This window comes from Deefgea piscis (assembly GCF_019665785.1).
In the GTDB taxonomy this organism is placed as follows: domain Bacteria; phylum Pseudomonadota; class Gammaproteobacteria; order Burkholderiales; family Chitinibacteraceae; genus Deefgea.
The window spans coordinates 3,000,397-3,017,934 of sequence record NZ_CP081149.1; the positions used below are offsets into that span (position 1 = coordinate 3,000,397).

A 17,538-nucleotide genomic window follows, 5' to 3' on the forward strand; every position below is an offset into this window, starting at 1 on the left:
TTTTTTAAACGTGCCACTCAAGGGCTCACGTGTTATCACGTGGTTAGGGACAATATGGGGCTAATCCGCTTGGATACAATCTTTTAGCCATTGCAAGTGTTGGCCATCAATACAAATGGCATCAAAACGACAAACCGGCAACGATACCATCGACTGCAAATAGCATTGTGCCGTGCGCAGTAATTTGCCTTGCTTGGCTGAGTTAATACTACTTGCCGCACCGCCAAAACGAGGATTACGTCGCGAACGAACTTCAATAAAAACCAAAGTTCCCCCGTCTTGCATAATTAAATCTATCTCTCCGAGTTTACACGACCAATTGCGTGCAATCAGCCGCAAACCCTGTTGCTGCAAATACTCAAGCGCAGCTTGTTCAGCCGCCTGCCCGAGGGAATTCATTATTTTTCTAGTGCCATGGTACGCAGCATCATATCGCGCACCACCACGCGATCGGGGCCCATCGTAAGCTGGCCTGTCACCCCATCGATACTGAATGTTGGCTGCGTATCTTTGGCTAAAACACTCGCAATACGCCAAGCATCAACGCCAAAAGCAAATAAACGTTCTAAATCATACGCATTAGAACGAGTGCGGTTATACAAATCATAACCTTCACTCTGTGGCATACCCAACCAGGGCATATCAACGTAACGTATTCCAATCAAGTCTACCAGCGCAGTACGCCCTAGGCGACCCGAATCCACTTGGCTGGTGGCATAGATCGCCATATCGTTACCAAGATAGGGGCGAATATACCGCGCCGATTTGCCATCCATCGCCAAAAAAATCACATCCGCATCCAGCTGCGCAATTTGCTCACGCAACTGCGCGCCATCATGGCGAGCATCGGCAACGGTAATCACTTGCGCCTCATTGCCAGTGGCTTTTTTCCATTCTTGGATAAAGCCTTGTGCCATTCTTTGACTTAAAGCGTCCCCCACTTGCAATACCACCGGCCGCATTAACTGATTTTTATGAATCAGCTGCGCCACTTGCGCCGCCTCAGCCTCAACCGACAAGCTAAAGCTATATAAATTGGGTTGCAGCAAAGTCGTTTCATCAAAACTATTGAGCGCCAAGACTGGAATAGTCAGCGTGGTGCTATCGGACAAATAATTAATCGCCGATTTGGTTAATGGGCCAATCACCGCTTGCGCGCCATCTTGTTGGGCCTGTAAATAAGCCAAAATGACGTTTTCTTCTTTTTCATCGGTTGGATAGGCGCGCACCAAAGGAATATCCGCGCCACCATGCACGCGCTCAGCCGCCAGCACGCCCGCGCGAATCGTATCGCTCACCGACTTAAATGCTTTGGCTTTGCTGGGCAAAATCAGTGCAATAAAGCCAGTTGACTGCACCGGCTCGACAGTAAAATCCGTTTCTTGTGCTTGGATGGTAGTGGTCGTAAAGGCCAGCGCCCCGTATAGTATGAGCCCTAAGATCGCAGTATCGCGAAACCACGACACAGCCGCCTTTAAATGGGCAAGGAGAAATTTGGCGTGCATAACCCTGATATCCATGTCAGTAAGTCTTCATTATATGTGGTTGCCACCCCAATCGGAAACTGGGGTGATATGACAGCCCGGGCCATCGCGGTTTTAAACGCTGCCGATGTGATTGCAGCCGAAGATACCCGAGTAACGGGCCAACTACTGAAACAATATGGCATCACTACGCCGATGATTTCGGTGCGTGAGCACAATGAGCGGGCTATGGCCGAAAAACTCATTGCGCGCTTGGCTGCCGGAGAAATCGTAGCGCAAGTTTCTGATGCTGGTACCCCTGCAGTATCTGACCCTGGCGCCGTATTGGCCGCCAGTGTGCATGCTGCCGGCTTTAAAGTCATCCCTATCCCTGGTGCATCGGCCTTAACCACCGCCTTATCGGCCAGTGGTTTTAGCTGTGCGCACAGTTTGTTTTATGGCTTTTTACCACCCAAAACCAAACAACGCTGTGATGAATTAACACTGCTGAAAGATTCACCGTATATCACCGTATTTTATGAAGCACCGCATCGCATCGCTGAATGTGTCGCCGATATGAGCAGCATCTTCGGCGCTGAGCGCGAGGCCGTATTATGTCGTGAATTAACCAAAACGTTTGAAACAATTCGCCGTGGCCCACTCGCGGAACTCGCCGAGTGGATCAAAAACGATCCCAATCAGCAAAAAGGCGAATCGGTTGTCGTGGTGAATGCAGCGCCGCCAGCAGAAAAAGACGAAGCAGCAGCGCATGACCAAGTTTTGGTGCCCTTGGTTGCCGAATTGCCGGTAAAACAAGCGGTGGCTCTGGCACAAGCGATTACTGGCGCACCAAGAAATGCGCTCTATGAACGGGCCTTAGCACTAAAAAAAGCCGAAAAAGAATAAATACTCACTAAAACACTTGCCAAACTTAAAATGCTTGGCTATTATGTCGGCTCGTTACCAGACACCTGCCCGGGTGGCGGAATTGGTAGACGCAGGGGACTCAAAATCCCCCGCCGAAAGGTGTGCCGGTTCGAGTCCGGCCCCGGGCACCAAACACAGAACCCACTTCAGCAATGAAGTGGGTTTTTTGTCGTCTTTCGTTCTAAGAAAGTACCTCATCAGCTAGCCTTCCTGTTAAATTTAACTAAGCTTGTAGCAGAACAACACTGGGGCATACCATGCTCAAGCCACTACAAGAATGGATTTGTGACTGCTGTGGAAAAATCATCCCCAGCGCTGATGCAGGCTATGTCATCTGGCGTCATGATGCAGACCAGCGAGACTTTGATTTTAAAATCATTCATAAATTTGTCTGTGAACCACCCAATTATCCATCATCCACCCCACTCACTGAGTTCCTTGGCACCAAGGGCAGCACCTATTTATTGTCTTTTATCAGCCTAGGCAAAATCAAAGCGCGCGGCCGTTATCGCAATTACTGCCATGTGCTAGATTTTGATGAATATGTTGATTTTTATCGCCGAGTACAAATCCCCTATTACGAAGAAGCGCGCACTAAATTTAACAACCCCGTCTTATTAGCCGAAATGGAAGACGCCAGCGAGTTGCATCCTTACCAAGAAGACGTTTTAAAACAAATCATTGAGCGATTTTAAATACTAGAAAATACAACTTAATTAGAGCCACATTCTGAATGCTTATTTTGGAAAAAAGACATGATTAAAATGCTAAGTTTGCGTAAATTCTTATTACTGATTTTAACGTTGTCACTTTGCATTGTGATTGCATTAAGTATTCAAGCTTATTTATCACTCAATACCATCGCCAACGACTCAGCCAAAATGGGCCAAGGCAAAGATCTTGTTGCCGATATTTTACCTCCCCCGCTCTATGTCGTTGAAGCACAATTAGCCAGCTATCAACTACTGCAAGCCACAGCCAGTGAGCGGCCAGCCATTATTCAATTATTAAATAAACTAAAAGCCGATTACGACGCCAGAAATGAATATTGGCAAAACAGCGATCTCGATGCCGAATTAAAAAACAATTTACTCGGCAAAGCCAAATCAAGTGGCACTCATTTCTGGAATATCGTCCAGCAACAATTAATTCCGGCAGCTAAATCCTCGGACAATGCCGCAATGAGCAATGCATTACAAGCACTCAAGCCCGCCTACGAAGCACATCGCCAAGCGATTGATGCGATTGTATTGCAAGGCAATGCTTATGCCACGCAAACAGCACAAACATTATTATCTGACTCTCAACAAGCCACCTCAACCGTATTGGCTTTAGGTTTGATCGGCTTAATCGTTATGATTGCAGTGCTCGCTTGGCTGATGCAAGAAATGAAAAACCGCATTGGCGGCGAACCTGGTGCTGCAATGCTGCTCACGCAAGCCATGTCTGAGGGGAATTTACACACCCCACAGCGACAAACTTGGCCCGGTAAATTAGCGAACAGTGTGCTGGCCAATCTGAATATTTTAGCGGATCGATTAACTGAATTACTGCGTGACATTCACCATGTCAGCCAAAAGATTACCCAATCATCCCAAGAAATCACGACGCTGAGCGACAATATTTTGCTCGCCAATCAAACCCGCTCAACGCGAGCTGCAGAAGTCACCGAAGTCACTCAGCAACTGAGCGCAACCTCCATTCAAGTGCAAACTTTATCCCGCGAAATTTTAGGCCAAGTCGACCAAACCAGTGCTTTAGCCACGCAAGGCTTAGCTGCGGTATTAAGCAGTCAGCAAGAAATGCAGTCCATTACCAATAAAGCCCAAGAAGCAGGCAATAAAGTAAGCCAGCTTGGCCAAGCTGGGCAGCAAATACAAACCATTATTGGCGTCATTCGCGAAATTTCAGATCAAACTAATTTATTGGCCCTCAATGCCGCGATTGAAGCGGCCAGAGCGGGTGAACAAGGGCGCGGATTTGCAGTGGTCGCTGATGAAGTCAGAAAATTGGCCTACCGCACCAGTGATGCCACGACCGAAATTAGCAGCATCATTCAAAGTCTAGCGGCTTTAATTGACGATAGTAATTCAGCCATGATGGGCATTTTAAATAGCTCGAAAACCGGATTAAGCTTAATGCAAACCAGCACCAGCATGATCCAGAATATTTCACATAGCGCCGATCAAACCAGCTCGGCGACCCATCAAATTGCCGAACAAATTAGCCAACAAATTGCAATGCTCAGCCAACAACAGCAAAATTTACACAATCTATTCGCCACACTCGAAGACAGCATTGACCGCGTTAACGCCAGTAAATCCGTCAGCGAAGATCTGCAAAAACTCACCCATAAGCTGGGCACATGCCTGAGTAAATTTAAATTTGCCGCTGCCACTCATTGAGATACCCCTACACGCCACGCATACGACTGAAGGTACTCCAGCGTGAAGACCAAAATAGACAATTCATACCTCAATGTATATGCCGCTAACTTAGTATAGGAAAGGCACAAAAGACAATACCCCAAGAAACCTTGGGGTATTGTGCTTAGCGATTTCGCGAATCAATGATTCAACAGATAATGATTCAACAACTCATTTTACGAGCCGATACGACCGCCATCGTCTTTGGTAATCACAATCGTTGCCGAGCGTGGGCGTTTACCTGCGCCGTAGCCGGCATTGCTTGGCCATTGACTGGTGTACTTCGTTGGATCAGCCACATCGGCCATCTTGGTGCCTTCGCCCGGATGTTGGATATTAATAAAGATCGCCTTGCCATCTGGCGTTTCGCATAGACCGGTGATTTCGCAATCTTTAGGGCCAACCAAGAAGCGTTTGAGTTTGTCTGCTGCCGGTTTGGCACCGACTTGCGTGACGACATTCATTACGCTGGTATCGGCCTTGGTATAACTCAACGTTTTTGCTGCGCCATCGCCCACTTTGCCAGCAATCGCTGCCAACATCATGCAATTACTCACATCGGTATAAGCGCCGTCATCGGTTTGAATCCAACAAATACCGGTATTTTGGCTAAATGCCAAACCATCCGGCGATGAAAAATCTTGATCATCGGTCAGGTTCGATAAATTCACCGTCGCTTTATCGGCATCGGCTTCTGCGCCAAATAAGTACACATCCCAAACAAAGCTACCAACAGCAGTGCCTTCTTTCATGCGCAGAATGTGGCCATTTGGATTGCCCTTGCCTTTATTGCCATCGTTATCTTCGTAATAACGTGGATTGGCGCTATCGGGGGTCAATTGCGAGCTTGATGCTGGATCGATACGGCGATTGCTATTATTGGTCAGTGTTTGATAGTACTCGCCCGTCACCGGGTTAACACCGCCCCACTCAGGTCGATCCATTTTGGTGGCGCCCACGGCATCACCGGCCAAACGGGTATTGACACAAATATCGGCTAAATCAGCAAATGAGTACGTCGCAAAGCCCGCGATCGCTGCATTGCTCATCGACAACTCGATCCATTGGCCCGAACCATCAGCATTAAATTTAGCCACATACAAAGTGCCTTCATTCAGGTATTTATCGCCCGTCGCCATCCGATCTGCTGGATTAGCGTCCGCCGCCACCCACAGCGCTTTGGAGACAAACTTATACATGTATTCATTACGCGAATCGTCACCCAAATACACTGTCAGCGGTTTGCCGGCTACTGGCAGGCCAAACGCCGCGCTTTCATGGGCAAAGCGGCCTAAAGCAGTACGTTTTTTCAGTGGTTTGGTTTTGTCATACGCGTCCATCTCAATGATGTAGCCTTGGCCATTCATTTCATTGCGATAGTCGTCTGAGCCATCGGCTGAGCTGCCGATTTTACTGATATTCCAACGTGCATATTGATCGCCCGCACCACCGGTTTCCCAGCCGTGACGCGACGAAGATCCCGCATTGCGGCCATAACGTTTTAATGACGTTACGCTCTTATCATTATTGCGATTGGTATCATCTGCCGCGACACGGAAGAAATATCCCGACCAGTTTTCTTCACCTGACAAATACGTTCCCCACGGGGTTTTGCCGGTGCCGCAATTATTAATGGTGCCGCGGGTTTTAGTCCCAGTCGTCGAATACTTGGTTTTGAGCAAGGCACTACCGCGCGCTGGGCCGCTAATTTCAACTTCAGTGAGCGGCGTTACGCGGCGATTAAATGCCGAACTTGGCACAGTGGCCCATTTGTTATTCGTCGCTTTCACTTCAACCACTGACAAGCCATGAATCGCAACTTCTTTATCTACTTCGGCCGCTGGGCGTGGCAAAGTGCTGGCACCGCCATTGGCGTGCAAAAAGAACGACGATCTGGTTTCATCAGTTGTTGCTTCATGATTCATCGCCAACAGACCGCGCTCAATGCCAGAGCTCGACGGTTTACCGGCGGCATCAAGACCAAAATACTCCATCCCATCGTGATGATCGCCCGCACGATTTTCATAATCGCTATCGCTACCATCATTTTTATACGCCGGGGTGCTGGCTGTTAGTGGGTCGCCCAAGGCATAAATCACTTGGTAGCTATACCCGGCTGGAATCACTACTTTATCCAATAAGCTTTTGCCGACGGCAGTAAAACCCAAGCTGGCCATAATCGGGTTAACGGCAACCGGTGGTGTTGGCGTTGGGCTCGGCACAGGGCTGCCGCTTGGCGTTGTGCTCGGCAATGGCGATACTGGCGGCGGCAAAATTTCACCTGAAGAGCAACCAACCAAACCTAAGCCCATCCCGCCTAAAGCCGCTGCGCCCGACAAGCTCATACCCAAAAAACGACGGCGATTAATCAACCGTTGCTCAAGCACTGAATCAAATGTTGGGTTCTCTGAGGTATTAGAGTTTTCATCATTAAAATTATTAGACTTAGACATTCGCTGCAATCGCCTTAATGGTAAAAAAGCGCTACTTTAAAGTCCAAATATGACAACATCACGCCAGTTTAATGACGGTTTTATGAAATAAACAATCTATGTATATACAGCTAGGCTAACTTTTATCTAGCCTGAAACAAAATACCCCAAGGTTTTTGCCTTGGGGTATTTTTATATCCGTGATATCTGTATCGATCTACGCCAGTTTAAGCGGCGACAGCTCGGCGGCGAAACAGCGGTAAGGGTTGCGCCACGCTCGACTGATAAGACTCAGTAAAGTCATCCAAGCCCTTGGCAGCGTCGACAATGTCTTTGTCGCTACGCACGTCAAACGCGGTAAAGCCACAGCGCGATAAATAATTGATGGTGTCTTTAAACACATCGCCCACCGCGCGTAATTCTCCGGTAAAGCCATGGCGCTCGCGCAGCAAACGGCCAATCGAAAAACCACGCCCATCGGTAAACGCCGGAAAATCACAGGCAATCATTACAAAATGATTGGCAGCAACTGGCAGGCTTTCTGGCTCGTCATCCGGTGCAAAGCACACCGCCACTGCATGACCGGCAGCAGCACGTAATGTGAGTTCTTCTTGCTTAGATAACCAGTATTGATACGGAACCAGCACCGCGCCTTCGCTAGGGACAGATACCACGCCCTCTTCATTGGCAACAACGCGAACCCAACGATTTGCAACCACTTCACGGTCAATAATGACTTGAGGATTTTGATCAAGCATCTGCTTTCTCCCGACGATTGGGTTTGCCTTCATATACTTTGGCTTTAAATGGCTCGGCACCAATGCGATCAAATAAGTCGATAAACGACTCTTCGCCATTGCGATTGGCGACAAACACATTGATGATTTTTTCGATCACATCGGGCATTTCATCTTGGGCAAACGATGGGCCGAGTACTTTGGCTAAGCTAGCCCCCTTGCCTTGACGGCCACCAAGCGAGACTTGATACCATTCCGAACCGTTTTTATCGACGCCCAAAATCCCGATATTGCCGATATGGTGGTGACCACAAGCATTCATACAGCCCGACATATTCATGTCGATTTCGCCCAAATCGTGCAGGTAATCGAGGTTATCAAAACGATCTTGAATCGCCAGCGCAATCGGGATCGACTTGGCGTTCGCCAATGAACAGAAGTCCCCGCCCGGGCAGCAAATCACGTCGGTTAATAAGCCAATATTTGGCGTAGCAAAACCAATCGCTTTAGCCGCTTCCCACAAGGCAAACAAATCAGATTGCTTCACATCGGCCAAGATCAAGTTTTGCTGATGCGACACGCGCAATTCACCAAAGCTATATTGATCCGCTAAGTCAGCAACGGCATCAAGCTGGCTTGAGCTCGCATCCCCCGGCGCAACGCCATTGGGTTTCAAGCTCAAAGTCACGGCAGCATAGCCAGCTTGTTTGTGCGCAAACACATTGCGCTCTACCCAGCGGCTAAAGCCTTTATTGTCGAGTTTTTGCTGCGTGAATGCAGCGTCGTCGCCCGTGAAGGTTTCATACGCAGGCGCAGTGAAGAATTTATGGTTGCGCTGGATCTCTTCTTGGGTCAACGTCATTGGGCCGTTTTTGGTAAACGCCCATTCTTGATCGACCTTGGCGCCAAACGCTTCTGGCGTCATCGCTTTCACCAAAATCTTAATCCGCGCTTTGTATTTATTGTCGCGGCGACCGTAGCGGTTATATACGCGCAAAACGGCATCCAAATACGACAGCAAATGTTCTGGCTCAAGCCAAGGCTTGATCAAGCTACCGACAATCGGCGTGCGGCCCAAACCACCACCCACGTAGATCTCAAATCCGACCTCGCCAGCGGCGTTTTTCACCACATTGATACCCACATCGTGCACCAACACCGCCGCGCGATCTTCCACCGAGCCATTGACGGCGATTTTAAATTTACGCGGCAAGTGAGCAAATTCAGGGTGAAATGTTGACCATTGACGGATGATTTCACACCAAGGGCGTGGATCAACAATTTCATCGTGCGCCACACCGGCGAACTGATCGGTCGTGGTATTTCGGATACAGTTGCCCGAGGTTTGAATCGCGTGCATTTGCACTGTAGCGAGTTCCGCCAAGATGTCAGGCACGTTTTCCAGTGCTGGCCAGTTGTATTGAATGTTTTGGCGCGTGGTGAAATGCGCATAATCTTTGTCATATTTACGGGCGATTTCAGCCAGCTTGCGAACTTGGCGGCTGCTCACATGACCATAAGGAATGGCCACCCGCAACATCGGCGCATGCCTTTGAATATAAAGGCCGTTTTGCAAGCGCAGTGGGCGAAATTGTTCTTCCGTTAACTCACCGGCTAAGAAGCGTTGCGTTTGATCGCGATACTGCGCTACGCGCTGGTCCACAATCTGCTGGTCGTATTCGTCGTAAATATACATCGTGGTGTGATTCCGTAATGACGGCAAAATATGTTGGTCATAATACCAGTCGGCACTTATAAGCTGAACGACTGTTTTTGTCTAAGATCGAACTTTTTCGGAATATACCCACCTTCAGCATGGCGTCAGCCTGAGTTAACCGCTGTTTGCACCAAGCCAATGAGGCGAACTCGCACAACCGCACTATTGCCGATTGTTTGTGAATCGATCTCGGTTTAAGCTTGCGACTTTCTGCCATTCCCAAAAAGAGCCGCCCACTATGAGCAGCCGCCAAGCGATTCTTCGTCTCGACTATACCCCCCCGAGCTATTTAATTGACCGCGTTGATTTAACTTTTGAGCTAAGCGATACCCATGCCAAAGTAACATCTCGCCTGATTATTAAACGCAATCAGGGTGTGAGCGCCGATACGCCGCTGGTTTTGGATGGTGAAGCACTGACGCTAGAGAGCATTAAACTCGATGGCGTGCCGCTCACCGCTAGCGATTATCAGCTCGATGATTGCAGCTTGCGCATTGCCCAGATGCCCGACGATGGCATTTTAGAAATCGTGACGCGTTTGCTACCTAGCGACAACACCAGCCTGATGGGTTTATATCAATCCAATGGCAATTTCTTTACCCAATGCGAGGCCGAAGGCTTTCGCAAAATCACCTATTACTTAGATCGCCCTGACGTAATGGCGAAATTCACCACCACCATCATTGCCGATAAAACCAAGTTTCCGGTCTTGCTATCGAACGGCAATCGCGTTGGCAGTGGCACTTTGGACAAAAATCGCCATTGGGTGAAATGGGTCGATCCATTTAAAAAGCCGGCGTATTTATTTGCCTTGGTCGCGGGCAAATTGGTGTCGCTATCGGGTAGCCATAGCACACCGAGTCAGCGCACGATTCAAATCGAGATTTATGTAGAACCGGGCAATTTAGATAAATGCCACCATGCGCTGGCCGCCGCGCAAAAAGCTATGGCTTGGGATGAAGAGCGCTTTGGGCTGGAATACGATCTCGATACGTATATGATTGTCGCCGTCAGCGACTTTAATATGGGCGCGATGGAAAACAAGGGCTTGAATATCTTTAATACCAAGTTTGTTTTGGCCAAGCCCGACACCGCCACCGACGTTGATTTTGATGGTATTGATTCAGTGGTGGCGCATGAATATTTCCACAACTGGACCGGCAATCGCGTGACCTGCCGCGACTGGTTTCAGCTCAGCCTTAAAGAAGGCCTCACCGTGTATCGCGATCAAGAATTCTCCAGCGATATCGGTAGCCGCGCCGTACAGCGTATTTCCAATGTGCGTGCACTGCGCGAAACCCAATTTTCTGAAGATGCTGGCCCACAAGCGCATCCAATTCGCCCCGATGAATATCTAGAAATTAATAATTTTTATACATGGACGATTTACGAAAAAGGCAGCGAAGTGGTACGCATGTACGCCACTTTGCTTGGCACTGCCGGATTTCGCCGTGGCATGGATTTGTATTTTAAACGCCATGATGGCCAAGCCGTTACTTGCGACGATTTCCGCCGCGCAATGAGTGACGCCAATGGCGTGAACCTCGATCAATTCGAGCGCTGGTATAGCCAAGCCGGAACGCCAGTCTTGTCGGTCAACGCCGATTACGACGCCGCCGCACAAACCTATACGCTCACCGTAGCGCAGCATTGCCCAGCCACGCCCGGACAAGAACACAAACTGCCGTTTCATTTACCCTTGGCCGTTGGCTTGATTGATCGCCGTGGCCAAGATCTACCGCTGCAATTGCAAGGTGAAGCCGTGGCGGGCAGCACCACCCGCGTGTTAGAAATCCGCGAAGCGGTGCAAAGCTTTACCTTTATCAACGTGCCGTGCCTACCGGTACCCTCGTTATTGCGCGATTTTTCAGCACCAGTGCATTTAAATTTTGCCTATAGCGATGACGATTTGGTGTTTTTAATGGCCAATGACAGCGACGCTTTTTCGCGCTGGGAAGCGGCCAACACCTTTGCCGTGCAACTACTCAAGGCGCAATACGCTGCAGCTGGCCAAGGCGAAAAAGCCGCAGCACCAGCAGCCTTTATTGCCGCCTACCAAAAGCTACTCACCAGCGACAAACTCGACCCTGCGCTAGTGGCCTTAATGCTGGAATTGCCACGCGAAAATTATTTGTTTGAGCAATTATCCGACGTTGACCCAGTTCGTTTATACGAGGTTTGCCGCAGCATCAAACAACAAATCGCCCGTGAATTACGCCAAGAACTGCTCGCCGTGTATCAACGGCTGAACGACGCCACGCCTTATGTTTACGAAGGCGAACAAGTGGCGCGCCGCAGCTTAAAAAATATCTGCTTGGATTATCTCGCAGAGCTCGACGAGCCGATGATTGCGTCTTTACTCGCTCGCCAATACCAGCGCGCCGACAATATGACCGATCGCCTTGCGGCACTCAAAGCGCTAGTCAATCGCGACGGCGGTGACGCCCAACTGGCTGACTTTGCCGCGCACTGGAGCAGCGATGCGCTGGTGATGGACAAATGGTTTACGCTACAAGCCACCAGCCGCCGCCCCGGCGCGCTAAGCCGCGTACAGCAACTCACTGAGCATCCAGCGTTTTCAATCAAAAACCCAAATAAAGTGCGCTCACTGATCACCGCATTTTGTCTGGGTAATCCGCCGCATTTTCATGCTGCGGATGGCTACGGTTACGCCTTCGCCGCCGATCATATTATTCAATTAGACGCCATCAACCCACAAATCGCCGCCCGCCTTGCCAGCTGCTTTAACCGCTGGACCAAAGTCGACGCCGGCCGCCGCGAGTTGATGCAGCAAGAGCTAGAACGGATTCGCGCCACGGAAGGATTGTCGAGTGATACGTATGAGATTGTGAGTAAAGCATTAGGCTAAGTGGCGCAAGATGGGTTGAACCATAATTTGGCGATACCCATCGCTTTGAATGGATGGGTATCGTTGCACTCAACCTATCCTACGAGCTACAAAAAACTGAAACATCCATCGAGAAAACATGATGTTTAATTCACCCTGACACGACTAAACTGGCATGAAAATAATCAGCAATCGGCGATTTTCAAAATCCAAGGCGTATCAACATGAATGAACAATTGATAGAAATTGGTGGAATACACTTTAAAAACCAAGAGATCAATAAATACTGGATTGACACTGAATCAAACCGAGAAAAAGCCATCAGAAATCATTACCAAGAAAACCACTATCTTGGCGGTATTTTTTCTTTGTTATTTGCCGGCTTAATTAGCAAATACCTGGCGCGAAAAAACGGCAAGCGCCCACAAAAAAAATATCTCCATATCAAAACCAATCAAAATACGGCTTATTGTTTTTCAGAAGATGAGATTGACATCAATGCCGCCCTATTTAAACTCCAAGCTAATCCGCACACAGAGTAAGTAGCATTAACGCCAATTAGCGCAGCGAAATCACAAACATCACCAGCATTATCTTTCAGTAGCCAAGCATCACGGCAGCGATGCACAATGATGGCATCTCGACTTTTTTCGAGCTGATAATGAATTTTGCCAATGCCTGCCGTTTGACTTTACTCGCTGCGATTTGGGGCGCGTCTTTTTTGTTTTTGCGTATAGCCGTGCCAAGCCTCGGTCCGATTTGGACCATTAGTGCGCGTATTGGCTTGGCCGCAGTGTTTTTAGCCTTGGTGGCGCAAGTACTCAAGCAAGGCTTTGCTTGGCAACACTGGCGCGAATATCTGATTTTGGGCGTGTTTAACACCGCTTTGCCGTTTTTAGCCTACGGCTTTGCCGCCCGCACGCTCAATGCCTCGATGATGTCGATCCTCAATGCCACTGCGCCAATCTGGGGGGCGGTGATTATGGCGCTCATCATCCGAAAAATGCCGACGTTCAAAGTATGCTTGGGGCTATTGATTGGCATCGCGGGCGTGGCCGTATTGGTGGGGTTTGATCAGGTTGTCAGCCAAACGGGGGCCGTGCTGGGTATTGCGACATGTTTATCGGCGACCCTATGCTACGGCATCGCCAGCGCGTATACCAAACTCAAAGCCAGCCATATTCCTTCGTTTCAAGTGGCCCACGGCAGTATGTGGGGCGCGAGTTTGTTTTTATTGCCACTGTTTGCCACGAGCCAACCCATCAGCACGCCCACGCCTGTAGTTTGGTTGGCCATCGCTGGGCTGGCGATTTTGTGTACCGGTGCGGCGTATTTGCTGTATTTTCGCCTCGTACGCGAAATTGGCGCAGCATCGACACTCACCGTCACGTTTTTAATTCCAGTGTTTGGCATCTTGTGGGGCACGCTGTTTTTGGGCGAACACATCGGTGGCAACACGCTCATTGGCGCACTAATCATTTTGCTTGGCACAGCCCTAGTCACTGGATTTAATCCGCTGGCGAGTCGCAAATCCCTTTAAGCCAAGTTCATCGCATATTGAGCCAAATCACATAGGCGGCTTACTACTAAAGCTAACCCTCCCTTCAGCACTGCAGTGCGCCAAGGCGCACCCTAGAGATGTATCGGTCTCCCACCATTGCCTATCCACGCTTAGACCGCAATACATCAACAAAACCGTTTGGCTGTTGACTTAAAATCGATTCGCCGATAAAAAGCGGATCGGGCAATCGATTTGAGATTTTGATTAAAGTTTGAGAGTAAGGATATTGTGTATGAGCATGACCGATGATGAGTTTTACGCTTTTATTGACGCGAGCTTTGCCGAGCTTGAGCAAAAACAAGCGATGTTAAGCGCCAGCTACAGTTTAGGCAGTGGGCTGGGGCGTTGGTGGTTTGACCAAGCCAATGGAAAACTGCAATTTTTCGACGCGACCGATCAGCTTGAAGTAGAGGTCGAGGTGATTGAGATCGGCAGCTATTCAGCCAAAAACAATACATGGAAATGGGCGTGGAGCAATGCCGCCGGATTGCCTGCGCTGCGCGAGCGCTCGGCAAAAATCAAAGAATTAGCCACATTAACTGGCAATGCCCTCTTTGATTTTGACTATGTGTTTGAAATTGGCGATGAAGCCATGGCTTGGGAACTGACCGCGATGGCGGTGCATCTGTTAGGCGCATTGGGCTGCTACAAAGCCGCAACCACCAACAATGGCGACGCCACATTTTTAGCGATTATGGCGCTCAAGCCGCGCAGTTAATCGTGTTTAAACGGGCCTGAGATGGATTGATCAATGCTTCGATGCACGGACAATCCATCGCTGATAGCGCGTAAATCTCTGCGGGGCTTGCGCCCTAAAAAACCAAGGTATCAGCCTCTGGCTATTTACTGTAAAAGCTTAGAGGGCAATACCACAGAAATTTAACAGCAATCTGATTACTTAAACGGGCTTAAGCTCCGATACGGCGCAGCCAGTGGATCGCCAATAAATACGCCTTGCGCCGGCCATGCAACACTTTTCCAGTAGGCCTCAACCGCCGTTGCGCCGCTCAAATAATGCGCTAATAACACTTGTGGATGCGGAAATTTTTGCGGGTAGCTATACGGCTCGTTCACCGTGCCATAACTCGCTGTTGCGCCGCTTTCTAGCCATTGCATACTGCTCATTTGCCCACTATCGGTCAGCATGCCGCCGAAGGACGTTAAATGATCGGCCAGCGCGCCGGGTACAAAGCGCAGCGTTGCTAGATCGGCCACGTTCGCCAAACCCGTTTGGTAAATCAGAATATCGCTTTTATCTTTCAGCGTATTGGCGTTGATATTTTCGATTTTAATCGCTGGTTTTTTGACGATTTGACTCGGCGGAAACAAGGCCGCGCGCGAGCTGCGGGCTTGATCCGTTGTCGTTAAAAAATACGCCGTTGCTTTGGGCTGATTACCCCAGGCTTGCACACCACGATCAATCAATTTTTTAGCACTCGCCACATCTTGTGCCGCCAACATCATGCTGGGGCGGATGCCCAAATCGGTAAAAGGTTGCGTTGTTGCGTGATTAAAATACGGCGATGCTGGCGTTGGCTGGCCCAGATTGCTGCAGATGCCTTCAACATAACCCAGCGTAATTCCATAGGTCATCCCGATGCAGTTCACGCGATACGGCTTGCTCCACGCCAGAGCCAGAGCTTGAATTTGGGGTGAAAAATGTGCGTCGATTTGCGCTTTGACTTGCTCTAGTTCGCCCTCTGTAATCCACACTCGATCTGTCGGCAGGCTGATTTCGAGAATTTGCTCTGGTGTTAAATGATGCTGATCGGCGTAGTAGGCGGCGATCTCAAGAGACTGCGGATCGTTTTTATTCACCACCAGACCCAGCTGCTCGGCCCTTAATTGATAAGCGGGCGCAGTGGTCTTTGCCTGCACCTTAGGCGTCGCGGCAAGCGCAGCAGCACTGAATAAAGCCAAACCTAAAGCCAGTAAAACTCGCATCGCTCGCGCCAAGTTTAATAAACAACGCATCATAGCGGCTGTGTCACTGTAATAACAAGTAACCAATAAAAAAGTCACGCGACAGCGTAAATAAAATTCACTTAACAACAAATCCTTAAAATCTGACGCAGAGACACAGAGGCGCGGAGAAAAATCATGGATTTTCAATTCATTTTCTCTCTACCTTGGCGTCAAAAGCGACACCAGCAATGAAATCGAGGAAAAAAATGCCGCGCACTTGGCTTAAGTGAACGGCATTAACGCGACAGCGTGGCATTTAATTGAATCCAATGATGTTCAGACTGGGGCTTACTCCTATTTTCTAAGACTTAAAGCCCAGCCTAAGCGCCGAACACCGCTAAATCATCGCAACTACCGCTCAATCTCACCCTCCAAGCTCGTGCAGTAATTGCTTAGCGCTGTGGCTTAAATCGCCAGATGGATCAATGGATAATGTTCGAGCTTGATCCATTCTTAGGTAGTTATTTTGGCTGCTGCGCTTATACGCTGGATCGTAGTGTTTATGAATCAGCTCGCTAAATAACTCCGCTTTTTTGCCTTCATCAATCAATTCATTCCAATGCGCCAAAACGGCTTTGCCGTGCATTTCGACCAATCGGGCGAGTTTACTTTTAAAATTGGCGGGGTCGTTAAACAAATGGCTGTAGTCATCGCACAAAAATCGAATTCGATCAGCAAAGCTCGCTTCAATTTGAATGCAATCAGCGGCGCGAATTGCCAACATCAAGCTGGCAGGCAAGTGAATTAAGCCGATGCGTTTGCTTTCCGCTTCGACAAACACTGGGCGATTCGGATCAAACTGCGCCAGCTGGCGCGTTAACAAGCTATCAAACAATTTTTGTGATGGCTGCGAACTACTTGGGCTCGCGCCGAGCACTGAGCCGCGATGCTGCGCCAGCCCTTCTAAATCCAGCGTTTGCGCGCCCGCTTGGGCTAAGGCCGTTAAAAGCCGCGTTTTGCCGCAACCGGTGTGTCCGGCCAAGACAATAAAGCGCGATGCGGCAGGCAGTGCAGCCAGTTTGAGCAATACATCAGCCCGATAAGCTTTATAACCACCTTGCAATTGCCCAGCTTTCCAGCCGATTAAATTCAGCCACGTGGCCATTGAGCCCGAGCGTTTGCCGCCGCGCCAGCAATAAATTAACGGCTTCCAGTTTCTGGGTTTGTCTTTAAAGGTAGTGGCAAGGTGTAGACCAATATTGCTGGCAACCAGTCCCGCGCCGAGTTTGGTCGCGGCAAACGGGTCTTGCTTATAGAGCGTGCCGACAATCACCCGCTCTTCATTACTCAGCACTGGCGCATTTATCGCGCCGGGAATATGGTCCACGGCAAACTCTAGCGGCGTGCGAACGTCGATCACTTCGTCAAATTGGTTTAGATCGGCCAAGGTCGATAACATTTTTCTCACGTTTTTTCACCTTATCCACTCAATCGGTGGATTATCCCACCTACACGGCAGCCG

General features: G+C 49.2%; 14 protein-coding genes and 1 tRNA gene. 8 read left to right on the forward strand and 7 right to left on the reverse strand.

Features of this window, described 5'->3' with window-relative positions:
• Positions 1–60: 60 nt before the first annotated feature.
• Positions 61–399 (reverse strand): YraN family protein, encoded by a 339-nt coding sequence (locus K4H25_RS13990; protein WP_221021054.1) that lies wholly within the window; start codon positions 397–399, stop codon positions 61–63.
• On the reverse strand, positions 399–1,505 hold the full coding sequence (locus K4H25_RS13995) for a penicillin-binding protein activator (protein WP_221021055.1): 1,107 nt from the start codon (positions 1,503–1,505) through the stop codon (positions 399–401). Before K4H25_RS13995 ends, K4H25_RS13990 begins: the two co-directional genes overlap by 1 nt.
• A gap of 36 nt (positions 1,506–1,541) precedes the next feature.
• Here K4H25_RS13995 and rsmI point away from each other — a divergent pair, with 36 nt between their 5' ends.
• The 4 genes from rsmI (at position 1,542) to K4H25_RS14015 (ending at position 4,795) form a co-directional block, all read left to right on the forward strand.
• Positions 1,542–2,369 carry a 16S rRNA (cytidine(1402)-2'-O)-methyltransferase gene (gene rsmI, locus K4H25_RS14000; protein WP_255588212.1) on the forward strand — a complete coding sequence of 276 codons (828 nt, stop codon included), beginning with the start codon at positions 1,542–1,544 and terminating at the stop codon, positions 2,367–2,369.
• A 67-nt stretch (positions 2,370–2,436) separates the two neighbouring features.
• Positions 2,437–2,521: transfer RNA gene (locus tag K4H25_RS14005), tRNA-Leu, on the forward strand.
• A 126-nt stretch (positions 2,522–2,647) separates the two neighbouring features.
• Positions 2,648–3,085, forward strand: a complete 438-nt coding sequence (locus K4H25_RS14010) for a hypothetical protein (RefSeq protein WP_221021057.1) — start codon at positions 2,648–2,650, stop codon at positions 3,083–3,085.
• Positions 3,086–3,145: 60 nt separating this feature from the next.
• The gene (locus K4H25_RS14015) at positions 3,146–4,795 is read left to right on the forward strand and encodes a methyl-accepting chemotaxis protein (RefSeq protein ID WP_221021058.1); all 1,650 of its coding nucleotides are present in this window, start codon (positions 3,146–3,148) and stop codon (positions 4,793–4,795) included.
• A 197-nt stretch (positions 4,796–4,992) separates the two neighbouring features.
• On the opposite strand, the gene K4H25_RS14020 is transcribed toward K4H25_RS14015, so the two are convergent.
• The 3 genes from K4H25_RS14020 to K4H25_RS14030 form a co-directional block, all read right to left on the reverse strand.
• Positions 4,993–7,269 carry a PhoX family protein gene (locus tag K4H25_RS14020; RefSeq protein ID WP_221021059.1) on the reverse strand — a complete coding sequence of 759 codons (2,277 nt, stop codon included), beginning with the start codon at positions 7,267–7,269 and terminating at the stop codon, positions 4,993–4,995.
• A 206-nt stretch (positions 7,270–7,475) separates the two neighbouring features.
• Complete coding sequence (locus K4H25_RS14025; protein WP_221021060.1) at positions 7,476–8,006, reverse strand: DUF934 domain-containing protein; 531 nt, start codon at positions 8,004–8,006, stop codon at positions 7,476–7,478.
• Positions 7,999–9,681, reverse strand: a complete 1,683-nt coding sequence (locus K4H25_RS14030) for a nitrite/sulfite reductase (protein ID WP_221021061.1) — start codon at positions 9,679–9,681, stop codon at positions 7,999–8,001. Before K4H25_RS14030 ends, K4H25_RS14025 begins: the two co-directional genes overlap by 8 nt.
• Before the next feature lie 259 nt (positions 9,682–9,940).
• On the opposite strand from K4H25_RS14030, the gene pepN reads away from it, so the two are divergent.
• The 4 genes from pepN to K4H25_RS14050 all read left to right on the forward strand — a co-directional run bounded on the left by pepN (position 9,941) and on the right by K4H25_RS14050 (position 14,829).
• Entirely contained in the window at positions 9,941–12,571 is a 2,631-nt protein-coding gene (gene pepN, locus K4H25_RS14035) for an aminopeptidase N (protein ID WP_221021062.1), read from the forward strand.
• Between the two features lie 203 nt (positions 12,572–12,774).
• Complete coding sequence (locus tag K4H25_RS14040) at positions 12,775–13,092, forward strand: hypothetical protein (protein ID WP_221021063.1); 318 nt, start codon at positions 12,775–12,777, stop codon at positions 13,090–13,092.
• A gap of 119 nt (positions 13,093–13,211) precedes the next feature.
• The gene (locus K4H25_RS14045) at positions 13,212–14,090 is read left to right on the forward strand and encodes a DMT family transporter (RefSeq protein ID WP_221021064.1); all 879 of its coding nucleotides are present in this window, start codon (positions 13,212–13,214) and stop codon (positions 14,088–14,090) included.
• Positions 14,091–14,343: 253 nt separating this feature from the next.
• Positions 14,344–14,829: a DUF6882 domain-containing protein gene (locus K4H25_RS14050; protein ID WP_221021065.1), complete on the forward strand. Its 486-nt coding sequence runs from the start codon at positions 14,344–14,346 to the stop codon at positions 14,827–14,829.
• Between the two features lie 176 nt (positions 14,830–15,005).
• Here K4H25_RS14050 and K4H25_RS14055 read toward each other — a convergent pair whose 3' ends face one another.
• Both K4H25_RS14055 and mnmH read right to left on the reverse strand, forming a co-directional pair.
• Positions 15,006–16,055: a TIGR03790 family protein gene (locus K4H25_RS14055; RefSeq protein WP_221021066.1), complete on the reverse strand. Its 1,050-nt coding sequence runs from the start codon at positions 16,053–16,055 to the stop codon at positions 15,006–15,008.
• 385 nt (positions 16,056–16,440) lie between these two features.
• On the reverse strand, positions 16,441–17,475 hold the full coding sequence (gene mnmH, locus K4H25_RS14060) for a tRNA 2-selenouridine(34) synthase MnmH (protein ID WP_255588214.1): 1,035 nt from the start codon (positions 17,473–17,475) through the stop codon (positions 16,441–16,443).
• Positions 17,476–17,538 lie beyond the last annotated feature (63 nt).

What these genes read in the sequence shown, in the direction of transcription:
- K4H25_RS14040 (WP_221021063.1), top strand. Translation starts at nt 12,775, where the DNA reads ATGAATGAACAATTGATAGAAATTGGTGGAATACACTTTAAAAACCAA.
- K4H25_RS13990 (WP_221021054.1), bottom strand. Translation starts at nt 399, where the DNA reads ATGAATTCCCTCGGGCAGGCGGCTGAACAAGCTGCGCTTGAGTATTTG.
- K4H25_RS14030 (WP_221021061.1), bottom strand. Translation starts at nt 9,681, where the DNA reads ATGTATATTTACGACGAATACGACCAGCAGATTGTGGACCAGCGCGTA.
- mnmH (WP_255588214.1), bottom strand. Translation starts at nt 17,475, where the DNA reads ATGTTATCGACCTTGGCCGATCTAAACCAATTTGACGAAGTGATCGAC.
- K4H25_RS14015 (WP_221021058.1), top strand. Translation starts at nt 3,146, where the DNA reads ATGATTAAAATGCTAAGTTTGCGTAAATTCTTATTACTGATTTTAACG.
- K4H25_RS14055 (WP_221021066.1), bottom strand. Translation starts at nt 16,055, where the DNA reads ATGCGAGTTTTACTGGCTTTAGGTTTGGCTTTATTCAGTGCTGCTGCG.
- pepN (WP_221021062.1), top strand. Translation starts at nt 9,941, where the DNA reads ATGAGCAGCCGCCAAGCGATTCTTCGTCTCGACTATACCCCCCCGAGC.
- K4H25_RS14020 (WP_221021059.1), bottom strand. Translation starts at nt 7,269, where the DNA reads ATGTCTAAGTCTAATAATTTTAATGATGAAAACTCTAATACCTCAGAG.
- K4H25_RS14010 (WP_221021057.1), top strand. Translation starts at nt 2,648, where the DNA reads ATGCTCAAGCCACTACAAGAATGGATTTGTGACTGCTGTGGAAAAATC.
- K4H25_RS14045 (WP_221021064.1), top strand. Translation starts at nt 13,212, where the DNA reads ATGAATTTTGCCAATGCCTGCCGTTTGACTTTACTCGCTGCGATTTGG.
- K4H25_RS14025 (WP_221021060.1), bottom strand. Translation starts at nt 8,006, where the DNA reads ATGCTTGATCAAAATCCTCAAGTCATTATTGACCGTGAAGTGGTTGCA.
- K4H25_RS14050 (WP_221021065.1), top strand. Translation starts at nt 14,344, where the DNA reads ATGAGCATGACCGATGATGAGTTTTACGCTTTTATTGACGCGAGCTTT.
- K4H25_RS13995 (WP_221021055.1), bottom strand. Translation starts at nt 1,505, where the DNA reads ATGCACGCCAAATTTCTCCTTGCCCATTTAAAGGCGGCTGTGTCGTGG.